At 70.3% G+C, this 16,556-nt stretch carries 15 protein-coding genes; 5 read left to right on the plus strand and 10 right to left on the minus strand.

Annotated elements, in window-relative coordinates; all coding sequences use genetic code 11:
* Window positions 1-35: 35 nt before the first annotated feature.
* Together DCE93_RS12255 and DCE93_RS12260 are read right to left on the minus strand one after the other, a co-directional pair.
* On the minus strand, window positions 36-2,522 hold the full coding sequence (locus DCE93_RS12255; protein ID WP_108596764.1) for a DEAD/DEAH box helicase: 2,487 nt from the start codon (window positions 2,520-2,522) through the stop codon (window positions 36-38).
* A 157-nt stretch (window positions 2,523-2,679) separates the two neighbouring features.
* The gene (locus DCE93_RS12260) at window positions 2,680-3,402 is read right to left on the minus strand and encodes an LGFP repeat-containing protein (RefSeq protein ID WP_108596125.1); all 723 of its coding nucleotides are present in this window, start codon (window positions 3,400-3,402) and stop codon (window positions 2,680-2,682) included.
* 332 nt (window positions 3,403-3,734) lie between these two features.
* On the opposite strand from DCE93_RS12260, the gene DCE93_RS12265 reads away from it, so the two are divergent.
* Together DCE93_RS12265 and DCE93_RS12270 are read left to right on the plus strand one after the other, a co-directional pair.
* On the plus strand, window positions 3,735-5,855 hold the full coding sequence (locus tag DCE93_RS12265; protein WP_108596126.1) for a hypothetical protein: 2,121 nt from the start codon (window positions 3,735-3,737) through the stop codon (window positions 5,853-5,855).
* Between the two features lie 119 nt (window positions 5,856-5,974).
* Window positions 5,975-8,455, plus strand: coding sequence for a phosphoketolase family protein (locus DCE93_RS12270; protein WP_108596127.1), 2,481 nt, complete (start codon window positions 5,975-5,977; stop codon window positions 8,453-8,455).
* Between the two features lie 94 nt (window positions 8,456-8,549).
* Here DCE93_RS12270 and DCE93_RS12275 read toward each other — a convergent pair whose 3' ends face one another.
* Complete coding sequence (locus DCE93_RS12275; protein ID WP_108596128.1) at window positions 8,550-9,242, minus strand: hypothetical protein; 693 nt, start codon at window positions 9,240-9,242, stop codon at window positions 8,550-8,552.
* A 403-nt stretch (window positions 9,243-9,645) separates the two neighbouring features.
* Between DCE93_RS12275 and DCE93_RS12280 the strand changes: the two genes are divergently transcribed.
* Window positions 9,646-11,037 (plus strand): MFS transporter, encoded by a 1,392-nt coding sequence (locus tag DCE93_RS12280; protein ID WP_108596129.1) that lies wholly within the window; start codon window positions 9,646-9,648, stop codon window positions 11,035-11,037.
* 25 nt (window positions 11,038-11,062) lie between these two features.
* On the opposite strand, the gene DCE93_RS12285 is transcribed toward DCE93_RS12280, so the two are convergent.
* Window positions 11,063-12,052 (minus strand): aldo/keto reductase, encoded by a 990-nt coding sequence (locus DCE93_RS12285; protein ID WP_108596765.1) that lies wholly within the window; start codon window positions 12,050-12,052, stop codon window positions 11,063-11,065.
* Window positions 12,053-12,144: 92 nt separating this feature from the next.
* Here DCE93_RS12285 and DCE93_RS12290 point away from each other — a divergent pair, with 92 nt between their 5' ends.
* Entirely contained in the window at window positions 12,145-12,774 is a 630-nt protein-coding gene (locus tag DCE93_RS12290; protein WP_108596130.1) for a GyrI-like domain-containing protein, read from the plus strand.
* 105 nt (window positions 12,775-12,879) lie between these two features.
* Here DCE93_RS12290 and DCE93_RS12295 read toward each other — a convergent pair whose 3' ends face one another.
* Genes DCE93_RS12295 through DCE93_RS12305 form a run of 3 tightly spaced genes read right to left on the minus strand, consistent with a single transcriptional unit; the run spans window position 12,880 to window position 14,265 of the window.
* A complete protein-coding gene (locus tag DCE93_RS12295) occupies window positions 12,880-13,320 on the minus strand; it encodes a VOC family protein (protein ID WP_108596131.1) in 441 nt (146 codons plus the stop codon).
* 28 nt (window positions 13,321-13,348) lie between these two features.
* Complete coding sequence (locus tag DCE93_RS12300) at window positions 13,349-13,825, minus strand: SRPBCC family protein (protein WP_108596132.1); 477 nt, start codon at window positions 13,823-13,825, stop codon at window positions 13,349-13,351.
* Entirely contained in the window at window positions 13,822-14,265 is a 444-nt protein-coding gene (locus tag DCE93_RS12305; RefSeq protein WP_108596133.1) for an ArsR/SmtB family transcription factor, read from the minus strand. The genes DCE93_RS12300 and DCE93_RS12305 overlap by 4 nt, the downstream gene beginning before the upstream one ends.
* A gap of 209 nt (window positions 14,266-14,474) precedes the next feature.
* Here DCE93_RS12305 and DCE93_RS12310 point away from each other — a divergent pair, with 209 nt between their 5' ends.
* Complete coding sequence (locus DCE93_RS12310; RefSeq protein ID WP_108596766.1) at window positions 14,475-14,897, plus strand: VOC family protein; 423 nt, start codon at window positions 14,475-14,477, stop codon at window positions 14,895-14,897.
* An 80-nt stretch (window positions 14,898-14,977) separates the two neighbouring features.
* Here DCE93_RS12310 and DCE93_RS12315 read toward each other — a convergent pair whose 3' ends face one another.
* The 3 genes from DCE93_RS12315 to DCE93_RS12325 form a co-directional block, all read right to left on the minus strand.
* Entirely contained in the window at window positions 14,978-15,406 is a 429-nt protein-coding gene (locus DCE93_RS12315) for an Hsp20/alpha crystallin family protein (RefSeq protein ID WP_108596134.1), read from the minus strand.
* Window positions 15,407-15,605: 199 nt separating this feature from the next.
* A complete protein-coding gene (locus DCE93_RS12320; RefSeq protein WP_108596135.1) occupies window positions 15,606-15,974 on the minus strand; it encodes a TFIIB-type zinc ribbon-containing protein in 369 nt (122 codons plus the stop codon).
* A 287-nt stretch (window positions 15,975-16,261) separates the two neighbouring features.
* The gene (locus DCE93_RS12325) at window positions 16,262-16,468 is read right to left on the minus strand and encodes a cold-shock protein (protein WP_022893778.1); all 207 of its coding nucleotides are present in this window, start codon (window positions 16,466-16,468) and stop codon (window positions 16,262-16,264) included.
* Window positions 16,469-16,556: the final 88 nt, after the last annotated feature.

Genomic DNA, 16,556 nt, shown 5'->3' on the forward strand with positions numbered 1-16,556 from the left:
GCCGAAGGCGGGCGGGAGGGGAGCGGGGCCGGCGACTAGAGCCGCACGACCTCGGTGACCCGCACGACCGCCGCGCCCTCCTCGGCGGAGGCATCGAGGTCGACCTCGGCGCGGATGCGCCAGTCGTGGTCGCCGGCGGGGTCGTCGATCGTCTGCTCGACGCGCCACATGCCGCTCGCGGCATCCGTCTCGTCGATCGTGACGAGCCGCGGCGATCGCGCGGCCGGTCCGGTGCCGATCGCGTCGTGCTCGGCGTAGTAGCGGTCGAGCGCCTCGGGCCAGCCGACCTCGGGGTCGAGCTCGGCGAGTTCGTCGTCGCGCTCGAGCGCCGCGAGCTGCACGCGGCGGAAGAGCTCGTTGCGCACGAGCACGGTGAAGGCGCGCCGGTTGGTCACGACCGACGGCGGGGCGGGCGGCACGACCGCGGCCTCGTCTTCGGGCAGGTGGGCGGAGGGATCGACGAGTTCGTTCCACTCGTCGACGAGGCTCGAGTCGACCTGGCGCACGAGCTCGCCGAGCCACTCGATGATGTCGAGCAGCTCTTCGTTCTTCGCCTCGGTCGGCACGGTCTGGCGGATCGCCCGGTACGCGTCGGAGAGGTAGCGCAGCACGAGCCCCTCGCTGCGGGCGAGCTGGTAGAAGCCGACGTATTCCCCGAATGACATGCTGCGCTCGAACATGTCGCGCACGACCGACTTCGGCGACAGCTCGAAGTCGCGCACCCACGGCTGGCTCGACGCGAACACCTCGAACGACTGCGCGAGCAGCTCTTCGAGCGGCTTCGGCCAGGTGACCTGCTCGACGAGCTCCATGCGCTCGTCGTACTCGATGCCGTCCTGCTTCATGCGGCCGATGGCCTCGCCGCGCGCCTTGAACTGCTGCTGCGAGAGGATCGGGCGCGGGTCGTCGAGCGTCGACTCGATGACGCTCACGACGTCGAGCGCGTAGTGGCCCGTGCCGACGCCGGTCTCGGCGGTGGCGTCGGGGTCGAGCAGCTCGATCGCGGCGAGCGCGAACGGCGACAGCGGCTGGTTGAGCGCGAAGTTCGGCTGCAGGTCGACCGTGAGCCGAACGATCGGCATGCTCGCACCGTCGGGCGCGGGCACGAGCTCGACGACGCCGGCGTCGCGCAGGGTTCGGAAGATCTCGAGCGCCCGCCGGGCGAGCTCGAACTGCCTGGCCCGCGGTTCGTGGTTGTCGAACACGAGCGAGCGGATGTCGCCGATCACGTCTCCCCCGCGGCCGATCACGTTGATCAGCATCGCCGCGGTGAGCTTCAGCTGCGGCACGAGCGGCTCTGGCTCGGCAGAGACGAGCCGTTCGTAGGATCCCTCGCCCCACGTGATCTGCCCGGCCGGCGCCTTCTTGCGCACGATCTTCTTGAGCTTCTTCGGGTCGTCGCCCGCCTTGCGGACAGCGGCCTCGTTCTCGATCTCATGCTCGGGCGCGAGCACCACCACGGTGCCGGCGGTGTCGTAGCCGGCCCGCCCGGCGCGCCCCGCGATCTGGTGGAACTCGCGGGCGGTGAGCTGCCGCATCCGCTGCCCGTCGAACTTGGAGAGCGCGGTGATGAGCACCGTGCGGATGGGCACGTTGATGCCGACGCCGAGCGTGTCGGTGCCGCAGATGACCCGCAGCAGCCCGCGCTGCGCGAGCGTCTCGACGAGCCGGCGGTAGCGCGGCAGCATGCCCGCGTGATGCACCCCGATGCCCGAGCGCACGAGCCGCGAGAGGGTCTTGCCGAACGCCGTCGTGAAGCGGAAGCCGCCGATCGCCTCGGCGATCTCGTCGCGCTGCTCGCGCGTGATGACGCGGATCGACGACAGCGCCTGCGCCCGCTCCATCGCCGCGGCCTGCGAGAAGTGCACGATGTAGACCGGCGCCTGCCGGGTCTCGATGAGCTCCTCGACCGTCTCCTGCACGGGCGTCTTCGCGTACGAGAAGTGCAGCGGCACCGGGCGGTCGACGCCGGTGACGAGGGCGGTCTCACGGCCGGTGCGCCGCTTCAGGTCGGCGGCGATCGCGGTGACGTCGCCGAGGGTCGCCGACATCAGCACGAACTGCGCCCGGTGCAGGATGAGCAGCGGCACCTGCCAGGCCCAGCCGCGCTCGGGGTCGCCATAGTAGTGGAACTCGTCCATGACGACCTGGTCGACGTCGGCGTCGGGGCCGTGGCGCAGGGCGAGGTTCGCGAGGATCTCGGCCGTGCAGCAGATGATCGGGGCATCCGGATTCACCGAGCTGTCGCCCGTGACCATGCCGACGTTCGCCGCCCCGAAGATCTCGGCGAGCTGGAAGAACTTCTCGGAGACGAGCGCCTTGATGGGCGCCGTGTAGTAGCTGCGACCGCCCCGGGCGATGGATGCCGCGTGCGCGGCGACCGCGACGAGCGACTTGCCGGTGCCCGTGGGCGTCGAGAGAACGACGTTCGCGCCCGAGACGATCTCGATGACCGCCTCGTCTTGGGCGGGGTAGAGCGAAAGACCCCGGCCCTCGGCCCAGCCGACGAACACGTCGTACATCGCATCCGCGTCGTACGGGCTCGGGGCGAGCTCGGGCAGCGTCAGGGTCACCCGTCGAGTCTGTCACGCGGCCGGGACACCTCGTGTCGCACGGGCGACACGATATCCGCGGTCGCGTGCGACACGAGTGGTCCGGCGGCGGCGCGGCCGGGCCGCCTCAGGCCCCCGGGGCGAAGTCGGGCCGGATGCGATCGAGGGTGTCGCGGCCGGCGCCCGGGAGCGACTCCCCTGCACCGATGACGACGACCGGCCCGGTCGACGACGACCACTCGACCCGGCCGTGCTCGAACTCGCCGTGCAGCAGACCCGATTCGGGATCGAGCTCGACGTCGCCGACGGGCATGCCGAGCGGCGACCGCTCCCAGCCGAGCAACGCCCAGATGTCGCGCACCATGCCGTACACGATCGCGGGGCCGTGCACGGGGGTCCAGTAGATCGAGCCGCCCTCGAAGTGGGCGAACCCGCCCGCGATCCGCGCGCCGGACTCCGACGCTCGGAGAGGCTGCTCGTCGGTCGTCGGGAAGCCGAGGAACGAGGCCTCGGCGCCGACCGCCTGCCAGTGCTCGGCGATGAGCCCGTGCACCTCGTGGGCGCCGGTCCGCTCCGACCAGTACACGCCGCCGCGCTCGAAGTCGCGACGATACATCTCACCGACCCCGATGCGCGTGTGCGGCGCGGTGGCCTCGCCGAGCCAGGGATGCTCCGCGTGCTTGGCGCTGATCGCCGGCACCGCGAGCAGCAGCCGGTTGGCGGGGTCGTAGCGCACGGCGGTGCGGAAGTCGCTCCAGCTCAGTGCGCGATCGAGATGGGCCGAACGCAGTTCGCGCCGGGCGGGCAGGGCATCGCCGTGGCGCGTGGGTCGCGTCAGCTGCTCGTTCATCGCTCGACTCTTCTCTGCTGGTGCGCCATGGGCGCTGAAACGGGGGAAGCCGGCCTGCACGTCGTTTCGGGACTCGGTGCTGACCGGCTATCCGATCGCCACTCCGCGGTGACAGTTCCCCCTGCGGTCCACGGAGTGGTGATCGCTCTCCACGATATGAACGGCGATGGATGCCGCGAATCAGGGCTAGCCCTGAAGTTCGAGTCATCGATCGGGCCGACGGGTTCGAGAGGTCAGGGGTGACCCTGACGCCGAGCTCCGCGACGGCACAGGCGACAACCGGGCAGCGAGCCGCTAGCGTTCGCTCAGACGCTCTCGCCCGAGGAGAATCAATGCGGATCGCACCCAGCCCGGCTGCACCGGCCCCCGCTTCCCCCATCGACGCCAACGCTGACGCCGACGCCCGCGACGCCGCGGCATCCGATGCCGGCACCTTCGACCGTGCACTCGTCGTCGTGCACGGCATGGGCAACGCCTACCGCAGCCAGATCCTGCTCGAGTGGGCGGAACCGCTGCTCGGCCGCATGGACTGGCTCGCGAGGGACAAGGTCATCGGCGCCGCCGAGCGGCATGGCGTCGAGATCCACGGGTCCGACCTCTCGGGCGAGCTGCCGATGGTCACGGCGACCGTGCGCTACCCGGGCCCGCGAGCCCAGGCGAGCGGCGAGGCATCCGACGCCGACGACGACGTGGTGCTGAAGATCGCGATCCTCGAGGCGCGCTGGTCGGAATCGTTCGTGCCGATGAGCCGCGGGCAGGTCTTCCAGTGGGCCGTCGTCTTCATGTGGCGCACCGTCTGGCGGGTGCTCGACCTCTTCCTCGGCACGATGGTGCTCGTGCCCTGGTACACCCTCGTGCGGCACTGGACGAAGTCGCCCGCCGAACCCCGCGAACTGCCCAAGGCCGTCGACCTCGTCATCGACCTCGTGCGGCTCACCGTGTGCTGCGTCGCCTTCGCGGTCACCTGGGTCTTCCTCGTGCTGCTCGCGGTGGTGCTGACGCCGATCCTGCCGCTCATCAGTCCGCTGCTGCTCATCCCGTGGTTCAAGAACGTGGCGCAGGGCGTCATCGACGGGGTCATCGAATCGATCGGCGACGTCGCGGCGTGGAAGCAGCGGCCGCTGCGCGCCTCGGCGATGCGCCTCGTGGTGCGCAACGCCCTCACCCGCGCCAAGGAACTCGTCGGCGACGGCGACGTGCACCTCTTCGCGCACTCGCAGGGGGCCGCCGTGGCGACGTTCACCCTGTTCGAAGAACTCGAGCCGAGCGACTACAACGTCACCCGGCTCACCACCGTTGGCGCGGCGGTCGTGCTGCTCGGGCGCGAGCAGTGGCTCGGCCGCCCCGACGAGTACACGCCCGTGGCCAGGTGGATCGAGCGCAACACCGGCGTCGACGACGACCGCAAGGTGCGCTGGGCGAACCACTGGGCGATCTGGGATCCCTTCTCGGCCGGCCCCATCGCCGACTCGGCACCGGGCCGGCGCGAACGCTGGCGCAACGCCTACTTCCCGGGGCGGGCGACGGCGATGGGACCCGAGGAGCACGCGGTGCACAACACGAGCCAGCCCTTCCTCGACCACTCGGTGTACTTCGAGAACACCGTCCAGGTGGTGGAGCCGACCGCTCGGCTCCTGCTCGGTCCGGAGTTCCCGGCGGCACCGTCTGCCGTCGCCTACGTCGAGAACCGGCTCTCGGTGATCGACAAGAAGTCGCTCGGCACGAACCTGCTCGCCTCGGTCGTGATCGCCGGCATCCTGCCCGGACTCCCCGGCGTCTACGCCCTCTTCGCCACCCTCGCGAGCTGGATCGCGGGCGCGATCGGCTTCGTCATCGGGGTGTTCCCCGGTGGTCAGGACGTCGAGGAGGCGGTGCCGGCCGCGATCGCCGCGGCGTCGATCGTCACCGATCCCGAGGGCCTCGGCCCCTGGAGCTGGCTCATCGCGTCGGGCTTCACCCTCGCCGTGCTGATCTGGCTCAACCAGGTGCTCTCGACCGTCACCCGGCGCTCGCGCGAGTGGGACCGGTGCCCGATCGAACCGCGGCACTGGCTCGTGCTGAGCTCGATCCCCCGCGCGGCGTACGTCGCCGGGGCATTCCTCTGCGTCTGGTTCGCGATCCTCGCGTGGGCGAACCCGCCACTCGAGTGGCTGCTGGTCGACGCCGTGATCCTCCTCATCGGCGCGGTGTTCGTGTTCGTCGAGCCGCTCTACTCACCGGTGCCCGTCGTCGTCGCCGCTCGCGTCGACGCCGACGAGGCGAGATCGCCGACCATCGCCGCGGCCACGACGCCGATGAAGCTCCGCGACGCGGTGCGCACCGAGGAGTTCCGGCGCGATCTCGCGGCGCGGCGCCGGCTGCTCAGTCCGCAGGGCTGGCGGGCACGGCTCTGGGCGCGCTGGTTCCACGCCTGGCGGGCGGCGACGGTCACCGCCGACGAACCGTCGGCCTGAGCACGCATCCTCCCGTCGCCGGCGCAGCGCCGCCTGCCCCGGTTCGTCGCTCGCCTTCCTTCCGCATCGCCGTGCTTCGACCTAGGCTCGAAGGGCACGCTGAGTCGACGGGGGAAGACATGGCCCAAGCAGGCGAGCAGCATCAGCAGCACCAGCACGACCCGCGGGTCGCGTCGAGCGAGCGCCGGCGCGAGGCATCCGTACCGCTCGAAATCGTCGACGCGTGGTGGCGCGCCGCCAACTACCTGAGCGTCGGCCAGATCTACCTGATGGCGAACCCGCTGCTGGCCCGCCCCCTCGAACCGGCCGACATCAAGCCGCGGCTGCTCGGGCACTGGGGCACCTCCCCCGGCCTGAACCTCGTGTACGCGCACCTCAATCGCGCGATCGTCGAGCGCGGCACGCCCACGATCTACGTGTGCGGGCCTGGCCACGGCGGGCCCGCGATGGTCGCGAACACGTGGCTCGACGGCACCTACTCCGAACTCTTCCCGGCGGTGAGCGCCGACGTCGAGGGCATGGGCCGCCTGTTCCGGCAGTTCTCCTTCCCCGGCGGAATCCCGTCGCACGCGGCGCCCGAGACGCCCGGCTCGATCAACGAGGGCGGCGAACTCGGCTACTCGCTCATGCACGCCTACGGCGCGGCACTCGACAATCCGGGGCTCGTGGTCGCCTGCGTCATCGGCGACGGCGAGGCCGAGACCGGCCCCCTCGCGGCGAGCTGGCGCGGTCACTCCTTCCTGAACCCCGTGACCGACGGCGCGGTGCTGCCGATCCTGCACCTGAACGGCTACAAGATCGCGAACCCGACCCTGCTCGCGCGCATCCCCGAAGCCGAGCTCGTCGACTTCTTCCGCGGCAACGGCTACGAACCGCTGCTCGTCGCCGGCGGGTTCGACGGCGAGGACCCGATGGCGGTGCACGGCCGCATGGCCGACGCGATCGACGTCGCCTACGAGCGCATCGCCGCCATTCGAGTGGATGCCGCGGCGGGCGCGTTCGCCGACGTGGCGCCCCGCTGGCCGGCGATCGTGCTGCGCACCCCGAAGGGCTGGACGGGACCCGGCGTGGTCGACGGCGTGCAGGTCGAGGGCACGTTCCACGCCCATCAGGTGCCGCTCGCGGGCGTGCGCGAGAACCCCGAGCACCTCGCGATGCTCGAGGCGTGGCTGCGCTCCTACCGGCCGGAGGAGCTCTTCGACGGCGAGGGCCGCCCCGTCGCCGAGCTCGCTGCCGCGCGCCCCGACGGGGCGCTGCGCATGAGCGCGAACGAGAGCGCCCACGTCAACGGCGGCATCGCGGCCCCGCTCGAGCTGCCGGCGATCGAACCGCTCGCGATCGAGGTCGCACCCGGCAAGCGCGGCACCACCGGCGAGGCCACGAGGGTCTTCGGCTCCTGGCTCGCCGAGGTGATGCGCAGGAACCCCGACGATTTCCGCCTCTTCGGCCCCGACGAGGTGGCCTCGAACCGGCTCGGCGCCGTCTTCGAGGTCACCGATCGGGTGTGGGCCGAGGCGCTGCATCCGCTCGACGACCACCTCGGGCGCTCGGGCCGGGTGGTCGAAGCGCTCAGCGAGCACCTCATGCAGGGGCTGCTCGAGGGGTACCTGCTGACGGGGCGGCACGGGCTCATCACGAGCTACGAGGCGTTCATCCACATCGTCGACTCGATGTTCAACCAGCACGCGAAGTGGCTCGAGTCGGCAAAGCAGGTGCCATGGCGCGGGGATGTCGCAAGCCTCACCTACCTGCTCTCGTCGCACGTGTGGCGGCAGGACCACAACGGCTTCTCGCATCAGGATCCGGGCTTCCTGAACGTCGTCGTCAACAAGCAGGCCGAGATCGTGCGCGTGTACCTGCCGCCCGACGCGAACACCCTGCTCGAGGTCATGCGGCACGCCTTCGACACGCAGAACCGGGTCAACGTCGTCGTCGCGGGCAAGCAGCCGCAACCGCAGTGGCTCTCGCACACCGAGGCGCGAGCGCACGTCGAGGCCGGTCTCGGCGTGTGGGAGTGGGCGGGCAACGAACCTGGCTTCGAGCGAGCGGATGCCGCGGCATCCGTGCCCGACGTCGTCATCGCGTGCGCCGGCGACGTGCCGACGACCGAGGCGATCGCGGCGGCGCAATTGCTGCGCGGGCGGTTGCCCGAGCTGCGGGTGCGGCTCGTCAACGTCGTCGACCTGATGCGACTGCAGGACCCGTCTCACCACCCCCACGGGCTGCCCGACCGGGCGTTCGACGCGATCTTCACTCGCTCGGCGCCCGTGATCTTCGCGTTCCACGGCTACCCGCCGCTGATCCACCAGCTCGCCTACCGGCGCACGAACCACACGAACCTGCACGTGCGGGGCTTCATCGAGCGGGGCACCACGACGACCCCGTTCGACATGCTGCACCTGAACGACCTCGACCGGTACCGGCTCGCGCTCGACGTGCTGCACCGCGTTCCGGGGCTCCACAGCCGGCCGGGTGTCGCCGAGATCGCCGACGAGTGGCACGCCGCCCGGAACGCCGCGCGGGAGCATGCGTACGAGTACGGCGCCGACCCCGAGTGGATCACCGGGTGGCGGTTCGCTCCGCGGGCCGCCGCCGAGTGATCCTGCCGCGCACCGCGTCGGCGGGGCGGCCGGCGAACCCCCGTCAGGCCGATGGGCGCCCGGTCGCCCGGACGCCCATCGGAATCGGTCGCTGCTACGCGGCGCAGCCCCACACGTACTTGCCGTTGTAGTACACCGGGTGCATCTCCTTGCCGGTGCAGGGTCCGCAGTCCTCGTCGCGCGGAGCGGCGGGCAGGCCCGGGTAGAACTCGGCGGTGTACGGGTCGGCGGCCGCGGCGGTGCCGGCGCTCGCCCCACCGGCATCGGAGCCCACCGAGACATCCGCCGACCAGGAGTCGTCGGCAGCCTCGGCGGCGGCCTGCTCTGCCGCCACTCGAGCGGCTTCCGCCGCTGCCGCGGCCTCGGCGGCGAGCCGGGCGGCGACGGCCTCGCGATGCGCGGCGAGGGCCGACGAGACGGCGACCTGCTCGGTGCGCAGTGCGCGGACGGCGCTCGTGACGGCGACGGCCGACCCGCCGACGCCGACCTGGCCGATCACGCTCCGGCGAAGGGACGCCAGCGCAGTGACCCCGCCGTCACCGAGCTCGGCGCCCGCCTCGGCGGCGAGTGCCTGTGCGTCGCGGACGGCGCCCGCGGCGAGACTCGCCGCTGCGGCATCCCGGATGCCGGTGACGTCGACTCCCGCCGCACCGATGCCCACCCGATCACCGACCTGGGCGATGGCGAGCTCTTTCGCGCGGGTGAGTTCGGCCGCCTGCGCGCTCTGCGCCTGGGCGGCGACCCCGAGGGTGACGACGATCAGGCCGACGAACGCCAAGCCGAGCATCCGGTTCACTCGAACCCGACCGGGCACCCCCGCGTGCTCGAGAAGCCCTGCCCCACTCTGTTCGAACGGTGAAACTCGTTGAGTGATCATTCGATTCCTTCCTTCGTACGGACCGAGCGTTCGGAACTGCGCCCGCCGTGGCGACGGGTCGAAGGGAGGAAGGCGGCGACGATCTCACAGGTTCGCGCAGCGCACCGCGGTAGCGATCGCCTGCGTCGCACCGAATTCGTCACTGTCAGCCCCCCGCTAACACCACATTCGTGCAGCGTAGCGACGTTGCACCCCGTTCGGGGGGAATTTCACGGGTTTCGATGCGGAGTGTCGATGCGGAGTGTCGATGCGGAGTGTCGATGCGGAGCGTCACAGATCAATGGGAAATGTTCTTTCGCGATAAAGTCACCACGTGTCGATCACGAACGTCTCCAGCGCCCGTTGGTCGCTCATGGTCCAGTTCGCCCTGTTCGGTCTCGTCATGTCGGCGTGGACGAGCCGGATGCCCTCCGTGCAGGCCTCGCTCGGCATCGGGGCGCTGCAACTCGGGTCTCTGCTCATCGTCGGCGGCATCGGCGCGCTCATCGGCGCGCTGGTCGTCGGCGCCGTCATCGCGAGATTCGGCAGCCGCACGACCCTGCTCGCCGGCACGATCATCAATGCGGTCGGGTTCGGCCTCGATGCCATCGGCCTGGCGAACGCCGACCTCACGGCATTCATCGCCGGCCTCTTCGTCAACGGCCTCTGCGGGGCCCTCATCAACGTGCCGATCAACATCAACGCGGCAGCGGTCGAGCAGCACGTCGGGCGCGCGGTGCTGCCGCACTTCCATGCGGCGTTCTCGATCGGCGCGGCGGGCGGAGCGCTCGTGGGCGCCGGCTTCGCATTCGCCGAGGTGCACATCGCGACGCAGATCGTCATCGTCACGGTGATCGTGACGGCGGTGCGGCTCTGGCTGCTGCGCGCGTCGACCGCGCTCACGGCGCACCGCCCCGTCGCCACTGCGACGGGATCAGTCGGCGCTGTGACGGGCTCCGTCGCTGCTGTCACGGGCTCGGTCTCTGCTGTCACGGGCTCGGTCGCCGCGCAGTCGACCGGCGACCGCACCGGCGGGGCGGTGCGCTCGGCTCTCGCGGCATGGCGTGAACCGCGCACGCTGCTGCTCGGCGTCGTACTGCTCGCCGCGTCGCTCGCCGAGGGGTCGGCGACCACGTGGCTCTCCCTCGCGGTCGTCGACGGGTTCGCCGCCGCCGAGGCGGTCGGCGCGGTCGCCTTCGGCACCTTCGTCGGCGCCATGACGGTGTTCCGCTTCCTCGGCACGCGGCTCATCGATCGCTTCGGCCGGGTCGCGGTGCTCCGCGCCTCCGGGGCCTCGTCGCTCCTCGGCCTCGCGCTCTTCGGCTTGGGTCCGAACCTCACGGTGGCCTGGATCGGCATCGTGCTCTGGGGATTCGGCGCAGCGCTCGCCAACCCGATCGCGATCGCCGCGGCATCCGACGACCCGGCCAAGGCCGGCCAGCGCGTGTCGGTCGTGACCTCGTTCTCGACGATCGCCTCCCTCGGCGCCCCGCCGCTGCTCGGCATGCTCGCCGATGCTGTCGGCGCCCGCCACGCACTGCTCGTCATCGGCGCAGCCGTCATCGTGAGCTTCGCCGTCGCCGGTCAGGTGCGCAAGCAGCCCCCCGGGCGGGCAGGCGCGCCCGGCGCGGAGAGCGCTCAGGATCACTCCCTTCGCACGGGAGCGGCGATATCCGGTGTCCAGCGCGATACGAGTGGTCCCGACGGGAACGGGCCGGGCGCGTAGCGCGGCGGGCGGGGCGCGGCGCGCGTTACCAGCGGGCGTGCACCGAAGGTCGGATCTCCCGGTCGTAGAGCTCGTGCACGGCCGCGTCGACGGTCGGCGGCAGGCTCAGCGACCCGGCCGCGGCGTTCGCCCGCGCCTGCTGAGGTGAGCGCGCCCCGGGGATCACCGAACTGACGCCCGGCTGCGCGGCGACCCACGCGAGGGCGAGCTGCGCGGCCGAGGCGGACGGCGCCGCGTCGCGGCCGATCGCGGTGAACTCCGCTGCCGCGCGCACCCCCGTCTCGTAGTCGACGCCCGAGAAGGTCTCGCCGACGTCGAACGACTCGCCGTGCCGGTTGAAGCTGCGGTGGTCGTTCGCGGCGAAGATCGTGTCGCTCGTGTAGCGGCCAGAGAGCAGGCCGCTCGCGAGGGGCACCCGGGCGATGATGCCGACCCCGGCAGCGGCGGCCGTGGGAAGCACCTCGTCGAGCGGCTTCAGCCGGAACGCGTTCAGGATGATCTGCACCGAGGCCACGTGCGGCCGGGCGATGGCGGTGAGCGCCTCCTCGACCCGTTCGACGCTGACCCCGTAGTTCGCGATCGCGCCGTCGGCGACGAGCGTGTCGAGTGCGTCGGAGATGCGATCGTCGGAGTACACCGAGGTCGGCGGGCAGTGCAGTTGCACGAGGTCGAGCGTGTCGACCCCGAGGTTGGCCCGAGAGCGGTCGGTCCACTCCCGGAAGTTCGCGAGCGAGTAGTTGGCGTGCTCCTGCGGCATCCGTCGGCCCATCTTCGTGGCGACGGTGACGCCCGAGTCGGGGTTCGAGCGCAGCCACCTGCCGATCAGGGCCTCGCTGCGGCCGTCGCCGTAGACGTCGGCGGTGTCGAAGAAGGTGACGCCGGCCTCGCGGGCGGCATCGAGCACCGCGAGCGCGTCGGCTTCATCGATCTCGCCCCAATCGGCGCCGAGTTGCCAGGTGCCGAGGCCGATGACCGAGACGGTGCGACCGGTGCGGCCGAGGGTGCGAGTCTGCATGATGCTCCAGTCGTCGGATGCGCGGGCGGATCGAAGCATCCCGACGACAGCGTAGCGACCGCCGTGTCGGTGGTGTGAGCGAAAGTGGGGCCATGCCTGACACGCACGAGGTGAAGCGCAAGTACGACGTCAAGCGCGAACTCGCGTGCTACACCGCCCCGCGCGGCCGCTTCGAGCTCATCGACATGCCAGAGCTCGGGTACTGCATGGTCGACGGGCACGGCGATCCCAACACCGCCCCCGAGTACGCGGCCGCCGTCGAGGCGCTCTACGCCGTCTCGTTCACGGCGAAGTTCCAGTGCAAGCGCGAGCTCGATCGCGACTACGTCGTCGGACCCCTCGAGGGCCTCTGGAGCGCCGACGACCCGGCGACGTTCATCACCCGCGAGAAGTCGGCCTGGTCGTGGACGATGATGATCTGGCAACCCGACTGGCTGCCTCCCGAACTCATCGCCGAGGCGATCGGGCGCGCGACCGCGAAGGCGCCTGCGGCCGAACGGGTGCGCTTCGAGCGGCTCGCCGAAGGGCGATCGGTGCAGACGCTGCACCTCGGTTCCTACGACGACGAGGGTCCGACCCTCGCACGCCTGCACGACGAGTTCATGCCCGAGCACCGCCTGCGGTTCAACGGCCGGCACCACGAGGTGTACCTCGGCGACCCGCGGCGCACCGCGCCCGAGAAGCTGCGCACCATCCTGCGACAGCCGGTCGCGCCGGCCTGAGCTGCGCCGCTCAGCACGGGTCGCGCAGAACCGGTGTCGGGCGCCGCCGAGGGGATGCCGCGGGGGCCCGCCACCAGATGGTGGCGAGCCCCGCGGCATCCCCGTTCAGAGCTCTTGTTCGGCGCCGAAGCGCTGACGCGCCTCGACCGGGATGAGCGGCTTCTCGGCACGGGCCCGGATCTGCTGCACCGCCCACGTGTTGCCGTCGGGGTCGGCGAAGCCGAAGAACGTGCCGCCGTCGCGTTCGTCGAAGACGGTGATCGCACTGGCCTCGACGCCGCGGCCGATGAGCTCGGCACGGGCCGCCTCGGCGTCGGCGACGACGAGCTGTAGACCGTGCAGCGATCCGGGAGCCATCTCGTTCTGCGACGGCAGCGAGCCGATCACGATCGAGCAGCCCGAGCCGGGCGGGGTGAGCTGCGCGATGTGCATGTGCTCGTTGCGGGTGTCGTGGTCGAGCGCGAATCCGAGCTGGTCGCGGTAGAACGCGATCGAGCGGTCGAGGTCGCTCACCGGCACGATGACGACTTCCAGGGTCCAGTCCATGGTGTGCTCCGTTTCGTGAGGCATCGGCTCAGGCCGCGAGCAGGCCCTCGAGCCGCTCGTAGCCCTCGCGAACGCCGAGCTCCATGTTGCTCTGGATCATGCCGTCGCGGGCCTCGAGGCTCGGGTAGGTGGAGTGGATGCTGAGGCGGGTGCGACCGCCGCCGAGATCTTCGAACCGCAGGGACTCGATGGCCACGACGTCGGGGAAGCCCTCGTACTCGAAGGTCTGGATCGCGAACTCGTTCTCACGCACCGAGTGGAACGTGCCGTTGAACGCATAGGCCTCCTCACCTCCGGGCTGGGTGTGCAGGTAGCGGTAGCCGCCCTGCGGCACGAAGTCCCAGCGTTCGATGGTCATCTCGTAGCCGTTCGGCCCGAGCCACTGCTTCACGAGCTCGGGGTCGCGGTGCGCGTTGAACACGGCGGCCACTGGCACGTCGAACTCGCGCTCGATGTCGATGAAGGGCAGCCCCTCGGGGGCGGTGATGGTGACGGGGTTCGTCATTGTCCTGTCTCTTTCGTGATGGGGCCGGTCTGCTGGCCGGCTGATGGGGTGTCGCCGCGATGCTCGATGGGCACATCGAGGGCGACGGACGCCGCGGCGTCATGGCCGGGGTCTTGAGCGAGCAGCGCGTCCAATGCGCGGAACTGCTGCTCGTGGATCAGCCGGTATCGGTCGATCCACGCGGTGAGGGCTTCGAGCGTGGCCGCGTCGAGGTGCACGGGGCGGCGTTGCGCGTCACGCGTTCTGGTGACGAGCCCCGCGCTCTCGAGCACCTGGATGTGCTTCGAAACGGCCTGCTTGGTGATCGCGAACGGTTCGGCGAGCTCGTTGACCGTGGCCGGCCCCCGGCTCAGTCGGGCGATGATGCCCCGGCGCACCGGGTCGGCCAGCGCCATGAAGGCGCGGTCGAGACGGTCGTCTGCGCTGGGATCGAGGATCATCGCTCGCCTTTCTCAACTCGTTCTTTGATCAACCTTTTGGTTGATTACAAGGTATGACGAACGGATGCCGCTGTCAACCCTTGATCCGACCGCCGAGAGATCCTTCCGGCCGCCGCGAGTGCATCGTGCCGCCGGGAGATGCTTCTTGCCGCCGGACGCGCGAACGAGGAGGATCGGCCAGTACGCACGAGTCGAAAGGTCACAGGCGCATCATGGTCACGCTCAACCCGTATCTCAACTTCCGCGACAACGCGAAGGAGGCGATGGAGTTCTACCAGTCGGTCTTCGGCGGTGAACTCACGTCGAGCACCTTCGCCGAATACGGCCAGGCCGACAACCCGGCCGACGCCGACAAGATCATGCACAGCCAGCTCGAGGCCGAGGGCGGCCTGGTGCTGATGGGCGCGGACACCCCGAGCTACCTGGAGTACACGGGCGCCGGCAACGTCTCGGTCTCGCTCTCGGGCGGCGCCGAGCAGAATGCCGAGCTGCGCGGCTACTGGGAGAAGCTCTCGAACAGCGGCGCCGTCACCGTGCCACTCGAGGTCGCTCCGTGGGGCGACGCCTTCGGCATGTGCGTCGACGGCTACGGCATCGCCTGGCTCGTGAACATCGGCGGCAGCACGGCGTAGCCTCCGACGCGGTTCGGGGCATGCAGCGGGCCCGCATCGTCGTGCGATGCGGGCCCGCTGTCGGTGCGTTCGGCGTCAGCTCACTTGTTCGACGCGACCTGCTGCCGTTCAGGCGCGCTCACCACTTCGACCTTGCGCGGCTTCGCGCGTTCGCTCATGGGGATGATCACGCTCAGCACGCCGTTGTCGTAGTGCGCGCTGATGCCTGCGGTGTCGATGCCCTCGCCGAGGGTGATCTGACGAAGGAACGAGCCGCTCGGCCGCTCGTGCGCGAGCCACTTCACGTCGCCATCCGTGCGCAGCGTGCGCTCGGCGCGAATCGTGAGCAGTTGGCCGTCGACATCCACGTCGACCGATCCGGGGTCCACGCCCGGCAGGTCGGCGGCGAGCACGTAGTGATCGCCGTCGCGGTGCAGGTCGATCGGCATGACTCGCGGCCCTTGGCGAGAATCGAGCATGTCCGCAGCGAGGCGGTCGAGCTCACGGAACGGGTCCCACATCATGGCCATTGACTTCTCCTCCCTGGAGCCGCCGGAGCGGCTGCTTCAAGAGTTGAGTCACTTCGACTCAACTACGTCGATTTTAGCACTCTGTTTTCGAGAGTGCCAAGGCCGCGGGGACGGAATGCGCGACGAATTCTGCGGCCGCAACGCCAGCCGAAAGCAGCGCTCTGGTACTCGCGCACGCTCGGCATCCGTTCGCACAGGATCAGTCGAAGAGTTCGGAGAGCCAGCTCTCCTTTTTCTTCTTGCGCGGGTAGCCCTGGTCGCCGTACCCACGGTTGTCATGTCCACGGGCGTCATGTCCACGGTTGTCATACCCGCGGTTGTCATACGGCTGCTGGTACGAAGGCTGTCCGTACGCGGGGGCCGGCGGCTGTATGGGTGCGGCAGCAGGCGCGGCCTGCGGAGCAGATGCGGCCTGGGGCTGCCCGCCGAACTCGCGCGCGCCACGCTCGACGATCTTGTCGAGCTCGCCCCGGTCGAGCCAGACGCCGCGGCAGTTCGGGCAGTAGTCGATCTCGATGCCGCTGCGCTCACTCATCACGAGCAGGGTTCCGTCACTGGGGCACTGCATGGGGGCTCCTCCTTCGGGGCCGACCGGATCGATCGGGCTGTCGGCGTGCCCGAGCCTAGGGAGCGAAGCTTTGAAGACGCCCTGCGGTCTCGATACGGCCGGTCGGCCGGCCACTCGACCGACGGAGACTGGCGGGCCTGATCGACCGAGCGACCTGACCCCCAAACGCAGCGAGCGGATGCCGCGGCGCCTGCCTCACGAAGAGGCGGCTGCCGCGACATCCGCTCGTGGACCGGGTGTCGACACGCTCAGCGCGCCGACCCCCCGATCGAAAGGGATTCGAGAACTTACGAAATGACCGTGATGTTCTCGGCCTGCAGGCCCTTGGGGCCGCGAGCGGTCTCGAATTCGACCTTCTGGTTCTCCTCGAGCGAGCGGTAGCCGCCCGATGCGATCGCGCTGAAGTGCGCGAAGACGTCGGCCGAGCCGTCGTCAGGAGCGATGAAGCCGAAGCCCTTGTCGGCGTTGAACCACTTGACGGTTCCGGTTGCCATATTCTTTTCCTTCTGTAAAGCCGAGCCGCCGAAACGGCTGCGACGTGCACGACCTCAGGTCGTGCGGGGTTCCGACGGCGACGTCCGC

Source organism: Agromyces badenianii (assembly GCF_003070885.1).
In the GTDB taxonomy this organism is placed as follows: domain Bacteria; phylum Actinomycetota; class Actinomycetes; order Actinomycetales; family Microbacteriaceae; genus Agromyces; species Agromyces badenianii.